This window comes from Rahnella sp. PD12R (genome assembly GCF_019200965.1).
GTDB lineage: Bacteria > Pseudomonadota > Gammaproteobacteria > Enterobacterales > Enterobacteriaceae > Rahnella > Rahnella laticis.
The window spans coordinates 1-16,641 of the sequence record NZ_JAHTMS010000017.1 but is presented as its reverse complement, the minus strand read 5'-3'; the positions used below and the strand labels follow the sequence as shown (position 1 = coordinate 16,641).

Sequence of the window (16,641 nt, the reverse complement as noted above, 5' to 3'; positions counted from 1 at the left end):
CCTAATTTAAGCTGATTACCTTTGAGAATATTAAAAGACCACTCATTTTCTTTTTTACTGTAAGCTGCACCAATATTGATATTTACGCCTGGTAAAAATTGAAGATAACAATCTATACTGGCTCCTCTTTTTTTAAGGTAATCCCGACACTTTCCAACCAGTGTTTCAATCTTACATTACGCACAAATAAATTGAATTATATCAAATTTTAATGAGCCGGATAAAAATGGACTGCCGTATAACCCCATGTAATGATAAGGGCCTTGTTGAGTGTCTATATATTGATAGGCATAGGAAATACCTAATTTCACAGGCTCTATTTTCATACTGAATAGACTATACCCCCTCGTATTTCCCGGGTTGTCAGGATCAGGGGTGAAAAATTTATTAATATTATCAACCAACGTATCGACTCTCTTTAACTGTTCGAGTGATTTAACTGTTTTTATTTTTTTAACTGATTGGGCATATTTTTCTGAGTATTCTGTGTCAGCAATTTTGACGCCAAAATCGACGGTAAGTGCTGTTTTTCTTGTCAACTCAAACTGATCGGTATGATACTTCCAACCATCGCGAAGTTTATTGCTGTTTTTAGGTTTAGTATCATCCATCGCCATTCGGGATTTTATTTGTTCATCGCGGCGCTCTTTAGTCGTCCTTTCCCTAATCGAGGGTATGATTTCATAACTCAAACCTACGGTGAAACGCATTTCAATAGTAGGGTAAACATCTATTTTTATGTGGTTTCCTGTCTCCCAGCATCCCTTAGTTTTAACAATGTAATGAGCCGGATTGTCGTATAAATCAGCGGGAGATGTGATAGTGTTTAAGTAATCCCATGGTGAATGAAGAATATCTATTATATCTTCATCGTTGTCTTTGTTTTTATAATGTAAAATGACAGGGTTGGGACTGCTGTCTGATTTCAATGGAGTCGAAGTATTCTCATCAACGTTGTTCAGCATCGATTCCGGACAACCGATTTTTTGGCATTTACTAATAATTGTGATGGTTCCTTCGCATCCAGTTCCTTTATCCAACAGATCAAAGGTAACCGGGGATTCTATTGGCCAGATATGATTTTCTTTGGCCTTAGGGAAGTTTGCTTCAATCTTATGCAGGCAGGGATCTGGCATTCCGCATTCTGCACATGCCTTACCGGCTGTAGATGAGGGTTCTGACATGTTGTTATTCCTTTAACTAACGATAAGTTTCTTTATTGATTTGAAAACTATGTTCACTGATATTTATATTAAATATTAATTGATGGTATTCATTTTTAAGTACTAGCGGAATGTAACGTTGTATCGGAGAATCAGGTGAGATGTGCGTCGCAAATAAATAATGATGAAGCAGGAGTTAAATAAGATTATATAAAATCAGATATTGCAGAAAGCATAAAGGGGCCAGATGGCCCCTTTGTGCTTTCTGCCAAATAGCGGCTTAAAGCTTAGCGAAACAACGGCGTGCGGCGTCGATGGTGCGCTGAATGTCTTCCTGCGTGTGGGCCAGAGACATGAAGCCCGCTTCGAACGCGGAAGGTGCCAGATAAATGCCTTCTTCCAGCATCATGTGGAAGAATTTCTTGAAACGCTCAACGTCGCATTTCATCACATCCTGATAGCCGGTGACGGTTTTGGCATCGGTAAAGAACAGGCCAAACATCCCGCCGACGTGGTTCACCACAAACGGAATGTTCTCTTCTGCTGCGGCTTCACGTAAACCTTCAGCCAGCTGTGTGGTGCGTTCGGTCAGGGTTTGATGAACGCCTGGCTGTGCCACCTGCGTCAGGCAGGCGATACCGGCGGCCATCGCAATCGGGTTACCGGAAAGCGTACCCGCCTGATACACCGGGCCGGTTGGCGCCAGCGCTTCCATCACGTCACGGCGTCCGCCAAATGCGCCCACCGGCATACCGCCGCCGATGATTTTGCCCAGACAGGTCAGGTCAGGCGTTACATCGTAATAATCCTGAGCACCGCCCAGCGCGACGCGGAAACCCGTCATCACTTCGTCGATAATCAGCAGTGCGCCGAACTCATCACAAATCGCACGCAGGCCCGGCAGGAATTCCGGCAGTGGCGGCACGCAGTTCATGTTGCCCGCGACCGGCTCAACGATGATACAGGCGATATCGTCCGGGAACTGTTCAAACGCCGCGCGGACAGAATCCAGATCGTTATAGGTGCAGGTCAGGGTATGTTTGGCGAAATCAGCGGGCACGCCCGGCGAGTTTGGCTGGCCGAGAGTCAGCGCGCCGGAACCGGCTTTCACCAGCAGGCAGTCGGCGTGGCCATGGTAACAGCCTTCGAATTTGACGATTTTATCGCGATGCGTGAAGCCGCGCGCCAGACGGATGGCGCTCATGGTCGCTTCCGTACCGGAGTTCACCATGCGAACCATGTCCATGCTTGGCACCAGTCCGGTGACCAGCTCGGCCATTTTGACTTCCATTTCAGTCGGTGCGCCAAAGCTCAGGCCGCGTTGCGCAGCTTCAATCACCGCATTGCGGATTTCCGCGTTGTTGTGGCCGAGGACCATCGGGCCCCACGAGCCGACGTAGTCGATATAGGCTTTGCCATCGGCATCAAACAGGAACGCGCCGTCTGCGCGCGCAATGAATAAGGGGACGCCGCCGACGCCGGAGAAGGCACGTACCGGCGAGTTAACACCGCCCGGGATTAGCGCTTGCGCCTGCGTGAACAGACTTTCTGACTTACTCATTATTCGGCTCCTGAATTGCTGGGTTCTGTATGTAATAAGAATGTTGATGCGCCCATTCTAGAGAAGTGAGCGGCGTTATCAAACCGTAAACCGTGCGGCATATTGTTGCAGATCCTGTCAGGCGGGCATTTTGTATGATTAAATCCATCAATCTTTCCCAACTCTTTCCACATAACCTTTCACCTAATGAATGAATCAGACTCTGAACATTTAGATAATCCGCGCCTGCGCGGTCCGCGTAAACGCAGTGAAGTGCTGCGCCTTTTCCTGCGCCGCGATAAGACACCGGTGACGATTTTGATGGTCGCGGCGGTGGCCGGTACCGTCGCCGGGCTGCTCGGCGTGGCGTTCGAAAAAGCGGTGAACTGGGTAATGCACCTGCGCCTCACCGGCTTAGGATTTTTCAGCGATTACTGGATCCTGCTGTGGCCGCTGACCTTTGTGGTTTCCGCCGTGCTGGCGATGTTGGGCTATTACCTGGTGCGGCGTTTTGCCCCGGAAGCGGGCGGCTCCGGCATCCCTGAAATTGAGGGCGCGCTGGAAGAATTACGGCCCGTTCGCTGGTGGCGCGTTATCCCGGTGAAGTTTTTTGGTGGGATGGGCACGCTCGGCGCCGGCATGGTGTTGGGCAGGGAAGGGCCGACCGTGCAGATGGGCGCAAACGTCGGGAAAATGATGGTGGATATCTTCCGGCTGCGCAGCGCCGAAGCGCGCCATTCTTTGCTGGCAACCGGCGCGGCGGCGGGGCTTTCGGCCGCTTTCAACGCACCGCTGGCGGGGATCCTGTTCATTCTCGAAGAGATGCGCCTGCAATTCCGGTACAGCCTGATTTCCATCAAAGCGGTGTTTATCGGCGTGATTATGTCGAGCATCGTCTTTCGCATTTTCAACGGAGATGGCGCGGTGATTGAAGTCGGGAAACTGGCGAACGCACCCCTCAACACGCTGTGGCTCTATCTGGTGTTAGGCATGGTTTTTGGTGTGGTAGGTGTCAGCTTTAACGCGCTGATTTTCCGTACACAGGATATGTTTGCGCGCATTCACGGCGGCAATCTGAAGAAAATCCTGATTATCGGCGGCATTCTGGGCGGCTTTTGCGGGTTGCTTGGGCTGGTTCAGCCGGAAGCGGCAGGCGGCGGCTTTGCGCTGATCCCGCTGGCGGCGGCCGGGAAATACAGCCTGCTGATGCTGCTGTTTCTGTTTGTTGTCCGCGTCGCGACCACGTTATTGTGCTTCGCCTCCGGTGCGCCGGGCGGGATTTTCGCGCCGATGTTAGCGCTCGGCACTTTGCTGGGCACCGCATTCGGCACCGCGGCGATGTACTTTTTCCCGCAATACGGTATTGAGCCCGCGACTTTTGCGATTGCCGGAATGGGCGCGTTATTTGCGGGCAGTGTACGTGCGCCGCTCACCGGAATTGTGCTGGTGCTGGAAATGACCGATAACTATCAGCTCATTTTACCGATGATTATCACCTGTCTCGGCGCAACGTTGCTGGCGCAGTTTTTGGGAGGTAAGCCCTTGTATTCCGCCATTCTTACCCGCACCCTGCAACGGCAGGAACGTGAAAATGCCGAAAAAGCGCAGGCAGAATCTGAGGCGAAAGGCACCAATAGTCAGGACAGCGCGACCAAAACATCCCATACTTGAAGCATTAACTCATGTATAAGATAATGAGTACATTATTCAGACAGTCAATCCGGCGGCCTGAACAAATGCGGATTGGGAGCGAGAGATTATGAGCGAAGCATTGTTGAATGAAACTGCTGCGTTGCCGTTACAGTTTACTGAAAACGCAGCGAAGAAGGTGAAGAACCTGATTTCTGATGAAGAAAACCCGAACCTGAAACTGCGTGTTTATATCACCGGTGGTGGTTGCAGCGGTTTCCAGTACGGTTTTACCTTTGATGACAAAATCAACGACGGCGACATGACCATTGAGAAATCAGGTGTGGCGCTGGTAGTCGATCCAATGAGTCTGCAATATCTGGTAGGCGGCTCCGTGGATTACACCGAAGGTCTGGAAGGTTCACGTTTCGTGGTGACGAATCCGAACGCGAAGACTACATGTGGTTGCGGTTCCTCCTTCAGCATCTGATTACCCTTCATCCTTAAAAGAAAAAGCCCGTTTGCTGATGCAGACGGGCTTTTTTAATGGTTGATGGCGGACGCTGAGGTAAGTAAGCATTCACATGCAACTTACCATTCCACCGTCACCAGTTTGGAATCCGTGCTGATGCCCGGAACGGAAGCGAGCATCATTTCGCTGATGTGCGGCTGCATCATTGTGCGGCTGGCGCAGGTTACGGACGTGCCGGAGTGCGCCACATCAACTTTGCAGGTCGGTAAAATGGTCAGGCTGATGTGGATCTCGCCACTTGTCATGCCCGCGACCGCGACCAGCGGGCTCAAAGCCAGCAGCACGCTGAGGAGGAGTACTTTCATTAATATTTTTTCCTGCTGGTGTAATCACAATAAAAATCAGCCAGGGGCTGAGAAGGTTATCGGTAATGTTTTCGTGGCCTTTAATCCAAAATTCTTATGATTTGGATGCCAGTCATGCCTTTTAGTGACGTTATTTTTAACGTTCTGGCGTGACTTTTATTATTTCGTCTGTACAACAAAGAGATAACGTTCAAGCGGGGAAAGTGCACGAACCGGATAATTCTACGACAGGCATGTTACCAGATGACAGGGCTGCATTATTGATTTTGGTTAATAAAAGAACAATTCGGAAAAGTGCCACAGCGCACAGATTTTGGCGGGGAAACGTTTTGTTAGTAAGCATTCACCTTTAAGGCAAGGCAGCAAGCTGAGGGCAGAGCTGTTGTGCTGCCAGCAAAATACGTGGCCCCGCGCGGCTGAACCAGTCCGGTTCGAGTGCGATAACCTGCGCATTGAGCAGGGAATGCCAGTAGGCTTCAATGATCGCTTTTTGCGATTTTCCTCCCGATATAACAATAACCTGTGGCTGACGGCTTAAAACCTGCTCCCGGCTGACCTGAGGCCAGGGAACACGGCTGTCGGCGAAAACATTTTTTGCGCCACAGACTTCCAGCACTTCACTTTGCATTGTTGCGGATGAGGCGGTAAACAGCGGCTGAGTGCCGAACTGGATAAATGCCGGAACCGGCTTTTCGCGGTGATACTTTTGCTTCAGAGTCTGCCATTGCTGATGAAAACCACGGGCTGCCTGCTGAGCTTTTGCAGGCTCCGGGCTGTAGGCTGCCAGCTGTTCCAGCGCCTTTGCCACATCTTGCGCATTCTGCGGATCGAGATAAATGACCCTGATGCCCAGAGACGTGAGCTGATCAAGCGGACGCTGCGGATTACCGCCGCGCCAGGCGAGCACCAGATCCGGTTTTAGCGTCACAATGCGCTCGACATTGATTCCCTGCCAGTTCGCAACCTGCTCAAGCTTGCTGGCCTGCGGCGGGAAGTCGGAGTAAGCACTAACTCCGACCAGCCGATCGCCCATGCCCGCAGCAAACGCCAGTTCTGTCAGATTAGGCGCGAGGCTGATCACCCGCTGCGCCGGTGCCGCTGTCGCCATCAGGGGCAGCGACAGGCAAATCAGTAAAAGACAGAACCGGCGCATCATCACTCTTCGGAAGCAGCCAGTGCTTTCAGCATGGCATCAACCATCAGCGTGGATTGCTGTGCAGCAACCACCAGGAACTCTTCAAAACTCAGGTGAGATTCGGTGTCTGCGACGTCAGAAATGGCACGTACAACCACGAAAGGCGTGTCGAAAAGATGGCAAACATGGCCGACTGCGGCAGCTTCCATTTCCACGGCAGCGACGTTCGGGAAGGTGGCACGAATGCGGGCCAGAGGCGCTGCACCGTTGATGAATGCGTCACCGCTGCACACCAGACCGCGCACGGCGTTCAGGTCCAGCTCGCGGATACAGGTTTCAGCCAGTTCGATCAGGAAAGGTGCCGCCACGAAAGCTGCCGGGCAACCCGCCATCTGACCCGGCTCATAACCAAATGCGGTCACATCCGCGTCGTGGTAGCGAACTTCATCGGAAACCACGATATCGCCGACTTTCAGCGTTTTCGCCAGACCACCGGCAGAACCGGTATTGATCACCACATCCGGGCGGCAATGTTCCAGCAGCAGCGTCGTACCCATCGCCGCAGACACTTTACCGATGCCTGATTTCAGCAGCGCGACGTCCACACCGTTCAGCTGACCGGTATAAATTTCGCAGCCAGCACGCTCAATAGTCTGACGGTTGATGATTTTGTCGCGCAGCAGGGTCACTTCCTGCTCCATTGCGCCAATAATGCCTACTTTCATATGAATACTCGCAGATTGGGGTGAAATGAACCGCAGCAGGTGCGGAATTGACGGTTTAATAACGAAAACAATGTGCGATAGTCTATCATGGCTAAAGGGAAGAGATAATGCGTTTGGGCCGTGGGTTTTGTTACGCAAAACGCGGGCTGGCCGGGCGCGTGAGTGGCTGAAAAGGTGGGAAATCATGTCCGGGATCGATTTTAAAGCGAAATTCAATTTTCAGCGCCCGTTTAGCGCCCCGATTGAGGCGCGGGATGCATATGACGTCGTCCGGCAGTTTGAGAGCGACCGGGGACGTATTATCAATTCTGCCGCCATCCGCCGTCTGCAACAAAAAACACAAGTCTTCCCGCTGGAGAAAAACGCCGCCGTCCGCAGCCGCCTGACGCATTCCCTCGAAGTTCAGCAGGTGGGCCGCCACATTGCGAAAGAAATCCTGCACCGCCTGCGCCGTCAGGGCAAGCTCGAGGTTTACGGGCTGGACGACGTGACCGATCCGTTCGAAAGCGTGGTTGAAATGGCCTGCCTGATGCACGACATCGGCAATCCGCCTTTCGGGCATTTCGGCGAGTCGGCAATTAATAACTGGTTCAAAAAGCGCATGGATATCGAAAGCTGTGGCGAAACGCCGCCTGAAACCGATTCCTGTCTGGTGGCCTGTTTGCGGCTGACGCCGGACGAGGCGGAGCTGAATCAGCTGCGCAGTAAAATCCGTTACGACCTAAGCAATTTTGAAGGCAATGCTCAGGCCATTCGCCTGGTGTTTACGTTGCTCAAACTCAATCTGACTTACAGCCAGACCGCCTGCATCCTGAAATATACCCGTCCGGCGTACTCAATGAACCGCCTGCCTTCGCACGATTATCTGATGAAAAAGCCCGGTTTTTATCTGGCTGAAGAAACGTTCATCAAAGAGCTGCGCAGTGAACTCGGATTAGGGGAGTTCAACCGTTTCCCGCTGACCTACATTATGGAAGCCGCAGACGATATTTCTTACTGCATCGCCGATCTGGAAGATGCGGTTGAGAAAAATATTTTCAGCGTCGAAGAACTCTATAAATACCTGACGCGTGAATGGGGCGACATTGAGAAGAATGACATCTTCGATAAAGTGGTTCGCACCGCGTATGAAAAAATGGATAAAGCGAAAACATTCCGTAATCCGGTGGATTATTTCTTTATGGAACTTCGCGTTCAGACGGTTAAACAGCTGGTGCCTCACGCGGCGCGCAGATTCATTGATAATATAGAAGATGTTTATCAGGGAACCTTTAATCATGCGCTGCTCGAAGATGACAGTCAGGCGAACCGTTTGTTAGAGATTTATAAATCCGTCGCATTCAAACAGGTATTCAACCACCCAGAAGTCGAGGAGCTGGAATTACAGGGTTACCGGGTGATCAGCGGATTACTGGATATTTACAGCCCGTTGCTGGATATGCCATTGTCTGATTTTAGCCAGCTGGTTGAAGAGGATACGCACAGGAAATATCCTATAGAAACCCGTCTGTTGCATAAGATTTCTGCCAAACACCGTCTGGCGTATAACAATGCCGTCGTGGCGCTCGAAGGCGCAGGTGTTTCGGAATTTTCCGCGCAGGAGTTCTATTACCGGGCGAGAATGATTCAGGATTATATCAGCGGCATGACAGATCTTTATGCGTACGATGAATATAGACGTCTGATGGCGGCAGAATAATTTACCCGTCATACTTTGCATTGCAGATGCGTTGGCCGCATTCAGTCGCCCAAATCACTGACTACAGTCAGCTCATCGGGACTTCTTCAATTGCCGCCTTCCTGCAATACGAATTATTTAGGGTAAAAGTTAAGGGTTAAATTTAAACGTCTTTTATTTTCTTTACGAAACTGTCCGAAAAAGCGCCATTTGTAAATAATGACAATACTTTTTTACCATTGTCAGTATGACCCTGATGAACTTCACGCTATTAATACCATCTCAGTATCACGACTACCAAACAACGCGACTATTTTGGTTGCCACAATAATTTTAAGAGATCCTGAAAAATGAAAAAATCGACTTTATTCCTCAGCGCTTTAGCGTTAAGTGTTGGTATGGCAATGGCCCCGGTTTCGTCTGCTCTGGCTGCCGAAACCGCATCTTCGAGCACCACACAGCTGCCAAGCCTGGCACCGATGCTTGAAAAAGTGATGCCGTCCGTGGTGAGTGTGAACGTGGAAGGCAGCGCGCCGGTGAAAACACCGCGTATGGGCCAGCAGTTCCAGCAATTCTTTGGTCAGAACTCTCCGCTGTGCCAGGACGGTTCGCCGTTCCAGGGCTCCCCGGTTTGTCAGGGCGGCGGTCAGGGACCTGACGGTCAGCCAGCACCTGAACAGAAAGAAGATTTCCGTGCGCTGGGTTCCGGCGTAATTATTGATGCGGATAAAGGTTATGTTGTGACCAACAACCACGTTGTTGATAACGCGACAAAAATCAGCGTACAGCTGAACGATGGCCGTAAGTTCGATGCGAAAGTGATCGGTAAAGATCCACGTTCTGACATCGCGGTTATTCAGCTGCAAAACGCCAAAAACCTGACCGCGATTAAAATCGCCGATTCCGAGCAGCTGCGCGTGGGTGACTACACCGTGGCGATTGGTAACCCGTATGGTTTAGGCGAAACCGTGACATCCGGTATCGTGTCTGCGCTGGGACGTTCCGGCCTGAACATCGAAAACTATGAAAACTTCATCCAGACGGATGCGGCGATTAACCGCGGTAACTCCGGCGGCGCGCTGGTTAACCTGAACGGTGAACTGATTGGTCTGAACACGGCGATCCTGGCACCGGACGGCGGCAACATCGGTATCGGCTTTGCGATCCCAAGTAACATGGTGAAAAACCTGTCCAAACAGATGATCGAATTCGGCCAGGTGAAACGTGGCGAACTGGGCATCATGGGTACCGAGCTTAACTCCGAGCTGGCGAAAGCGATGAAAGTAGACGCACAGCGCGGCGCATTCATCAGCCAGGTCATGCCGAAATCTGCCGCAGAAAAAGCGGGCATCAAAGCGGGCGACGTGATCCTGAGCATGAACGGCAAGCCAATCAGCAGCTTCGCGTCGTTCCGTGCGGATATCGGCACCATGCCAATCGGCACCAAAGTGACGCTGGGTCTGCTGCGTGAAGGCAAACCGGTGAACGTTGACGTGACCATTGAGCAAAGCACGCAAACGCCTAAAGTGGAATCCGGCAACATTTTCACCGGCATTGAAGGTGCTGAGCTGAGCAATGGCACCGCGGGCGACCAGAAAGGCGTGAAAGTTGACGAAGTGAAACCGGGTTCAAAAGCTGCGAGCATTGGCCTGAAAAAAGGCGATGTGATCCTGGGCGTGAACCAGCAGAAAGTCGCTAACTTAGGCGAGCTGCGTAAAATTCTGGATACCAAGCCGTCTGTACTGGCGCTGGATATTCAGCGTGGTGACTCTTCAATCTACCTGCTGGCGCAATAATCCGCAGGCAGTCCTCACAAGGCACGCTCCGGCGTGCCTTTTTTTATGCTTTTTTCTCCCGATCCGCGCCTGAATTTTCTTGGGCATTTGCTTAAAAATGTGACCTTACCCGCAACTTCAATAGGTGCTTTCGCTCTTTGGGCATTTGCATAATGTGTCGGCGTAAGCCGCTGGGTATGCTGGTCTGACAACGATAAAACAGGCAAGGCAGGGGATCATGTCAGCGTATCATCTCGATGCAAAGCTGGCGCAACAGATTGTTGCCCGAACAATGCAAATCATTGATAGTAATGTGAATGTCATGGATGGACGGGGAAGAATAATCGGTAGCGGTGACGATCAGCGTCTTGGCGAATTGCACGAAGGTGCGCTGTTGTCCATTTCGCAGGAACGTATTGTCGATATCGATGAAGGTGTTGCACGGCATTTGCACGGAGTGCGTCCGGGGATCAACCTGCCGCTGCGCATAGATGGCCAGATTGTCGGCGTGATTGGCCTGACAGGCAATCCGTCGCAGCTGCGTCAGTACGGCGAACTGGTCTGCATGACCGCCGAAATGATGCTTGAGCAGGCGCGTTTGTTACATATGCTCGCGCAGGACAGCCGTTTGCGCGAAGAACTGGTGCTGAACCTGATCCGCGTGGACGAACTTTCTCCTGCATTAATGGAGTGGGCGCAGCGTCTGGGCATTGACCTGAACCGCCCGCGCGTGGCGGCGGTGGTCGAAGTCGACAGCGGTCAGCTCGGCGTGGATTCCGCGATGGCGGAGCTGCAACAGCTGCAAACCTTACTGACCACGCCGGAGCGCGATAACCTGATCGCGATTGTTTCGCTCACCGAAATGGTGGTGCTGAAACCGGCGCTGAACAGCTACGATCGCTGGGATCCGGACGGTCACCGGCAGCGAATCGATCATCTGTTGTCGCGCATGACCGAAACCGGTCGTCTGCGCGTCCGTATTTCCCTCGGCAACTTCTTCAGCGGCCCCGGCAGTATTGCCCGGTCGTATCGCACCGCGCGAACCACCATGACCGTCGGCAAACAGCGCATGCCCGAGCAGCGTTGCTACTTCTATCAGGATCTGATTTTGCCGGTGCTGCTCGACAGCCTTCGCGGCGGCTGGCAGGCCGATGAACTGGTGCGGCCGCTGGCGCGTCTGAAGGCCACCGACGGCAACGGATTACTGCGGCGTACACTGGCGTCGTGGTTTCATAATAATGTGCAACCCACGGCAACGTCTAAGGCACTTTATATTCACCGTAATACGCTGGAATATCGTTTAAACCGTATTTCGGAATTAACCGGTTTGGATCTGGGAAATTTTGACGATCGCCTGTTGTTGTATGTGGCACTTCAATTAGATAACGATCAGGTTTAATTAATCTGTGCGTCCTGAAAGTATTTCTTTAGCGGATATTTTCAGGACGAAATTGCCGAATTTAATTAAACGTGACGTCAATCACAAGCCATTCTCTTTTCGTGAACTGACTCGCATGGTACTGGGCATTCGCCTCAAGATAAATGCAAACCGCTTTCCATGCTTGTCACTTTGCCTAATGAGTTGGTTTCCGGTTGTTCTTATACTGGCATTCTTCCTTCCTCTCTGAACCCTACAGTTCTGTGGCTGGCTGGAATGACTTATACCTTGGGGTATTTGCATCACTCTCAATTCCGGAGAACATCATGGAAACAATCGTTTCATCAGCCAGTGCCGTGAAAAAAAGAACTAATGCGCGCTACTGGATCGTGGTGATGTTATTTATCGTCACATCATTTAATTACGGCGACCGCGCGACGTTATCTATTGCAGGGTCGGCAATGGCGAAAGATATCGGTCTCGATTCTGTCGGGATGGGATATATATTTTCGGCATTTTCCTGGGCCTACGTTATCGGACAAATACCCGGTGGCTGGTTACTGGATAAATTCGGTTCCAAAAAAGTTTACTTCTACAGTATTTTCATCTGGTCATTATTCACATTGTTGCAAGGGTTCGTCGATATATTCAGCGGCTTCGGCATCGTAGTTTCCCTCTTCGTATTACGTTTCCTGGTCGGCCTGGCTGAAGCGCCTTCTTTCCCGGGCAACAGCCGGATTGTTGCGGCATGGTTCCCGGCACAGGAACGCGGAACAGCGGTTTCGATTTTTAACTCCGCACAGTATTTCGCTACTGTGATTTTTGCCCCGATTATGGGCTGGCTGACACAGGCCGTAGGCTGGTCACACGTCTTCTTCTTCATGGGCGGACTGGGGATCATCCTGAGCTTTATCTGGCTGAAAGTGATCCACGATCCGAAAGATCATCCGGGCGTCAATCAGGCCGAACTCGACTACATGGAAGCCGGTGGCGCGCTGATCAATATGGATCAGAAAGCTACTAAAAAGGCGAAAGTCAAAGGCGAGAAAGCCTCACAGCTCAAACAGTTAATGAAATCGCGCATGATGATCGGCATCTACATCGGCCAGTATTGCATCAATGCGCTGACTTACTTCTTCATCACCTGGTTCCCGGTTTATCTGGTTCAGGCACGCGGAATGTCCATTCTTAAAGCGGGCATGGTGGCGTCGGTTCCGGCCATTTGCGGCTTCCTCGGCGGCGTGCTGGGCGGGATTATTTCCGACTGGCTGATGCGCAGAACCAACAACCTGACGCTGTCACGCAAAGCGCCGATCGTTATCGGTATGCTGCTGTCGATGTCGATGATTGCCTGCAACTACGTCGATACCGAATGGATGGTCGTCGGAATTATGGCGTTCGCCTTCTTCGGCAAAGGGCTGGGCGCGCTGGGCTGGGCGGTTATGGCCGATACCGCACCGAAAGAAATTAGCGGGCTGAGCGGCGGGTTGTTCAACATGTTCGGTAACGTTTCCGGCATCATCACCCCGATTGCGGTCGGCTACATTATCGGTACCACCGGTTCGTTTAACGGCGCACTGATTTTCGTCGGGATCCACGCCCTGCTCGCCGTCATCAGCTACGTCTTCATTGTCGGCAAAATTGAACGTATCCAGTTGAAACCTCTCGTATCTGCCACCGCAGGAAAAGGAGCCTCACGATGAGTACGCAATCTTCTCCGGTCATCACTGATATGCAGGTTATTCCTGTGGCCGGGCACGACAGCATGCTGATGAACATCGGCGGCGCACACGGCGCTTACTTCACCCGTAACATCGTGATTCTGACGGACAGCGCCGGGAACACCGGCGTGGGCGAAGCGCCGGGCGGTGAAGTGATTTACAACACGCTGGTGGAAGCTATCGCGCAGGTCAAAGGCCAGGAAGTGGCGCGGATGAACCGGCTGGTGCATCAGATTCACGTGGGTAATCAGTCGTCGGATTTCGATTCGTTTGGTAAAGGCGCGTGGACGTTCGAGTTGCGCGTCAATGCGGTGGCGGCGCTGGAAGCTGCGCTGCTGGATCTGATGGGCAAATTCCTCGGCGTGCCGGTGTGCGAACTGCTCGGGCCGGGCAAACAGCGCGACGAAGTGACGGTGCTCGGTTATCTCTTCTATATCGGCGACCGGCAGAAAACAGATTTACCGTATCAGGAAGGCGCGCGCGGCGTTCACGACTGGTATCACCTGCGTCATCAGAAAGCGATGAACAGCGACGCCGTGGTGCAGCTGGCGGAAGCCGCGCAGGATCGCTACGGCTTTAAAGATTTCAAACTCAAAGGCGGTGTACTGCCCGGTGAGCAGGAAATTGACGCGGTGAAAGCGCTGGCAAAACGTTTCCCGGATGCGCGGATTACCGTCGATCCGAACGGCGCGTGGCTGCTCGATGAAGCGATTGATTTGTGTAAAAACCTGCACGGGATCCTCAGCTATGCGGAAGATCCGTGCGGCGCGGAGCAGGGTTTTTCAGGCCGCGAAGTGATGGCCGAGTTCCGCCGCGCCACCGGTTTGCCGGTCGCCACCAACATGATAGCCACCAACTGGCGCGAGATGCAGCACGCCGTGATGTTGCAGTCCGTCGATATTCCGCTGGCGGATCCGCACTTCTGGACCATGCACGGCGCGGTACGCGTGGCGCATCTGTGCGATGAGTGGGGCCTGACCTGGGGCTGCCATTCCAACAACCATTTCGATATTTCTCTGGCGATGTTTACCCACGTTGGCGCGGCCGTGCCCGGTAAACCGACGGCGATTGATACGCACTGGATCTGGCAGGAAGGCAATCAGCGCCTGACCAAAGAGCCGCTGCAAATCGTCAACGGGAAAATAAAAGTGCCGGAGAAACCGGGGTTAGGGATTGAGATCGACATGGATCAGATCCACCGCGCCCATGAGCTGCACAGAAAGCTGCCGACCGGCGCACGCAACGATGCGGCGGCGATGCAGTACCTGATCCCCGGCTGGACATTCGATCGCAAGCGCCCGGCGATGGGCCGCTGATTACGGAATCCGAATTCACTAAGGAGTTAGCATGACCTCTTCATCTACACCAAAAATTGTTTCCATGCAGGTGATCCCGGTGGCCGGGCACGACAGCATGTTGCTCAACCTCAGCGGGGCGCACGCACCTTTTTTCACCCGTAACATCCTGATCCTCAAAGACAGCAGCGGGAATACCGGCGTGGGCGAAGTCCCGGGCGGCGAGAAAATCCGCCAGACGCTGGATGATTCCTCCTTACTGGTGATCGGCAAAACGCTGGGCGAATACAAAAATGTCATGACTGCCGTGCGCGAAAAATTTGCCGACCGCGATGCCTCCGGCCGCGGGCTGCAAACTTTCGATTTACGCACCACAATCCACGTCGTGACCGCGATTGAAGCGGCGATGCTGGATCTGCTCGGCAAACATCTGGGCGTCACCGTCGCGTCTCTGCTCGGCGACGGTCAGCAGCGCGACGAAGTCGAAATGCTTGGCTACCTGTTCTACGTTGGCGACCGCAATAAAACGTCGCTCGGCTACCAGAGCCAGCCCGGCGACAACTGCGACTGGTATCGTCTGCGCCACGAAGAAGCCCTGACGCCTGCTGCCGTGGTGCGTCTGGCCGAAGCCGCGTATGAAAAATACGGCTTCAATGATTTCAAACTGAAAGGCGGCGTGCTGGCCGGCAGTGAAGAAGCCGAAGCGGTGACCGCATTGGCGCAACGCTTCCCGCAGGCGCGCATCACGCTGGATCCGAACGGCGCGTGGTCGCTGAATGAAGCCATCGCGCTCGGCAAACAACTGCGTGGCGTGCTGGCCTATGCGGAAGATCCGTGCGGCGCAGAGCAGGGCTTCTCAGGCCGTGAAGTGATGGCGGAATTCCGTCAGGCCACCGGCTTACCGACTGCGACCAATATGATCGCCACCGACTGGCGTCAGATGGGCCATACCATCCAGCTGAAATCTGTGGATATTCCGCTGGCGGATCCGCATTTCTGGACCATGCAGGGCTCGGTGCGCGTGGCGCAGATGTGCCACGAATGGGGCCTGACGTGGGGTTCTCACTCCAATAACCACTTTGATATCTCGCTGGCGATGTTCACTCAGGTTGCCGCCGCTGCGCCGGGCAAAATCACCGCCATCGATACGCACTGGATCTGGCAGGAAGGCAATCAGCGTCTGACCAAAGAACCGCTGCAAATCAAAGGCGGTAAAGTGCGCGTGCCGGAACAACCGGGGCTGGGCGTTGAGCTGGATATGGATCAGGTGATGAAAGCTCACGAACTCTACAAAGGGATGGGGCTGGGCGCGCGCGATGATGCTCAGGGCATGCAGTTCCTGGTGCCGGACTGGAAGTTTGATCCGAAGAAACCTTGTCTGGTTCGGTAGCCGTCAGATTCAAAAAAATTGGTGCAGTAATGGCCACCGCCCTGACGTTGCCGTCAGGGCTTTTTTGTTTTTACTCTTAATTGATTACATCCGAACTTTCATGGCAATCAGCCTTTCTTTCCCACCATCTCAAAGCGTGGTGAAACCAGTCCGAACGTGCGCCGGTGAACATTTTTTAATGTGCTTCACTTATTCTGCATTCCTCATACCTGTGAACCGCCTCACAACGCGCACGCCTTTTAAGGTTTAGCTTCTGTCATCACTCTGATTTTGTTGTATTTATTTGATGAATAAAACAATGGATACCCCACCTTCAAATCAATCATTCCACGGACGCTTCCACCTGCTTCCGCCCGGCCAGATTGCCTTTAGCCA

13 protein-coding genes are annotated in these 16,641 nt (G+C 52.7%); 8 read left to right on the top strand and 5 right to left on the bottom strand.

Annotated features, from left to right (window positions below; all coding sequences use genetic code 11):
• Positions 1 to 176: 176 nt before the first annotated feature.
• Together KWG64_RS23580 and hemL are read right to left on the bottom strand one after the other, a co-directional pair.
• A complete protein-coding gene (locus tag KWG64_RS23580) occupies positions 177 to 1,184 on the bottom strand; it encodes a hypothetical protein (protein ID WP_255562281.1) in 1,008 nt (335 codons plus the stop codon).
• A gap of 259 nt (positions 1,185 to 1,443) precedes the next feature.
• Positions 1,444 to 2,724: a glutamate-1-semialdehyde 2,1-aminomutase gene (gene hemL / locus KWG64_RS23575; RefSeq protein WP_195813765.1), complete on the bottom strand. Its 1,281-nt coding sequence runs from the start codon at positions 2,722 to 2,724 to the stop codon at positions 1,444 to 1,446.
• 186 nt (positions 2,725 to 2,910) lie between these two features.
• Here hemL and clcA point away from each other — a divergent pair, with 186 nt between their 5' ends.
• Positions 2,911 to 4,374 (top strand): H(+)/Cl(-) exchange transporter ClcA, encoded by a 1,464-nt coding sequence (gene clcA, locus KWG64_RS23570; protein ID WP_218523302.1) that lies wholly within the window; start codon positions 2,911 to 2,913, stop codon positions 4,372 to 4,374.
• An 88-nt stretch (positions 4,375 to 4,462) separates the two neighbouring features.
• Complete coding sequence (erpA, locus tag KWG64_RS23565; protein WP_369825840.1) at positions 4,463 to 4,822, top strand: iron-sulfur cluster insertion protein ErpA; 360 nt, start codon at positions 4,463 to 4,465, stop codon at positions 4,820 to 4,822.
• A 101-nt stretch (positions 4,823 to 4,923) separates the two neighbouring features.
• Here erpA and KWG64_RS23560 read toward each other — a convergent pair whose 3' ends face one another.
• The 3 genes from KWG64_RS23560 to mtnN all read right to left on the bottom strand — a co-directional run bounded on the left by KWG64_RS23560 (position 4,924) and on the right by mtnN (position 7,029).
• Positions 4,924 to 5,169 (bottom strand): hypothetical protein, encoded by a 246-nt coding sequence (locus KWG64_RS23560; protein ID WP_152327667.1) that lies wholly within the window; start codon positions 5,167 to 5,169, stop codon positions 4,924 to 4,926.
• Positions 5,170 to 5,518: 349 nt separating this feature from the next.
• Positions 5,519 to 6,325 carry a vitamin B12 ABC transporter substrate-binding protein BtuF gene (gene btuF, locus KWG64_RS23555; protein ID WP_218523301.1) on the bottom strand — a complete coding sequence of 269 codons (807 nt, stop codon included), beginning with the start codon at positions 6,323 to 6,325 and terminating at the stop codon, positions 5,519 to 5,521.
• Positions 6,325 to 7,029 carry a 5'-methylthioadenosine/S-adenosylhomocysteine nucleosidase gene (gene mtnN / locus KWG64_RS23550; RefSeq protein ID WP_152327669.1) on the bottom strand — a complete coding sequence of 235 codons (705 nt, stop codon included), beginning with the start codon at positions 7,027 to 7,029 and terminating at the stop codon, positions 6,325 to 6,327. Before mtnN ends, btuF begins: the two co-directional genes overlap by 1 nt.
• A gap of 184 nt (positions 7,030 to 7,213) precedes the next feature.
• Here mtnN and dgt point away from each other — a divergent pair, with 184 nt between their 5' ends.
• The 6 genes from dgt to gudD all read left to right on the top strand — a co-directional run bounded on the left by dgt (position 7,214) and on the right by gudD (position 16,266).
• Positions 7,214 to 8,728 carry a dGTPase gene (gene dgt / locus KWG64_RS23545; protein WP_195823801.1) on the top strand — a complete coding sequence of 505 codons (1,515 nt, stop codon included), beginning with the start codon at positions 7,214 to 7,216 and terminating at the stop codon, positions 8,726 to 8,728.
• 329 nt (positions 8,729 to 9,057) lie between these two features.
• Positions 9,058 to 10,503 carry a serine endoprotease DegP gene (degP, locus tag KWG64_RS23540; protein ID WP_195813770.1) on the top strand — a complete coding sequence of 482 codons (1,446 nt, stop codon included), beginning with the start codon at positions 9,058 to 9,060 and terminating at the stop codon, positions 10,501 to 10,503.
• A gap of 217 nt (positions 10,504 to 10,720) precedes the next feature.
• A complete protein-coding gene (locus tag KWG64_RS23535) occupies positions 10,721 to 11,881 on the top strand; it encodes a CdaR family transcriptional regulator (protein ID WP_152327672.1) in 1,161 nt (386 codons plus the stop codon).
• Positions 11,882 to 12,186: 305 nt separating this feature from the next.
• Positions 12,187 to 13,563, top strand: a complete 1,377-nt coding sequence (locus KWG64_RS23530; protein WP_195813771.1) for an MFS transporter — start codon at positions 12,187 to 12,189, stop codon at positions 13,561 to 13,563.
• Positions 13,560 to 14,897: a glucarate dehydratase family protein gene (locus KWG64_RS23525; protein ID WP_218523300.1), complete on the top strand. Its 1,338-nt coding sequence runs from the start codon at positions 13,560 to 13,562 to the stop codon at positions 14,895 to 14,897. The genes KWG64_RS23530 and KWG64_RS23525 overlap by 4 nt, the downstream gene beginning before the upstream one ends.
• A gap of 31 nt (positions 14,898 to 14,928) precedes the next feature.
• Positions 14,929 to 16,266: a glucarate dehydratase gene (gene gudD / locus KWG64_RS23520; protein ID WP_218523299.1), complete on the top strand. Its 1,338-nt coding sequence runs from the start codon at positions 14,929 to 14,931 to the stop codon at positions 16,264 to 16,266.
• Positions 16,267 to 16,641: the final 375 nt, after the last annotated feature.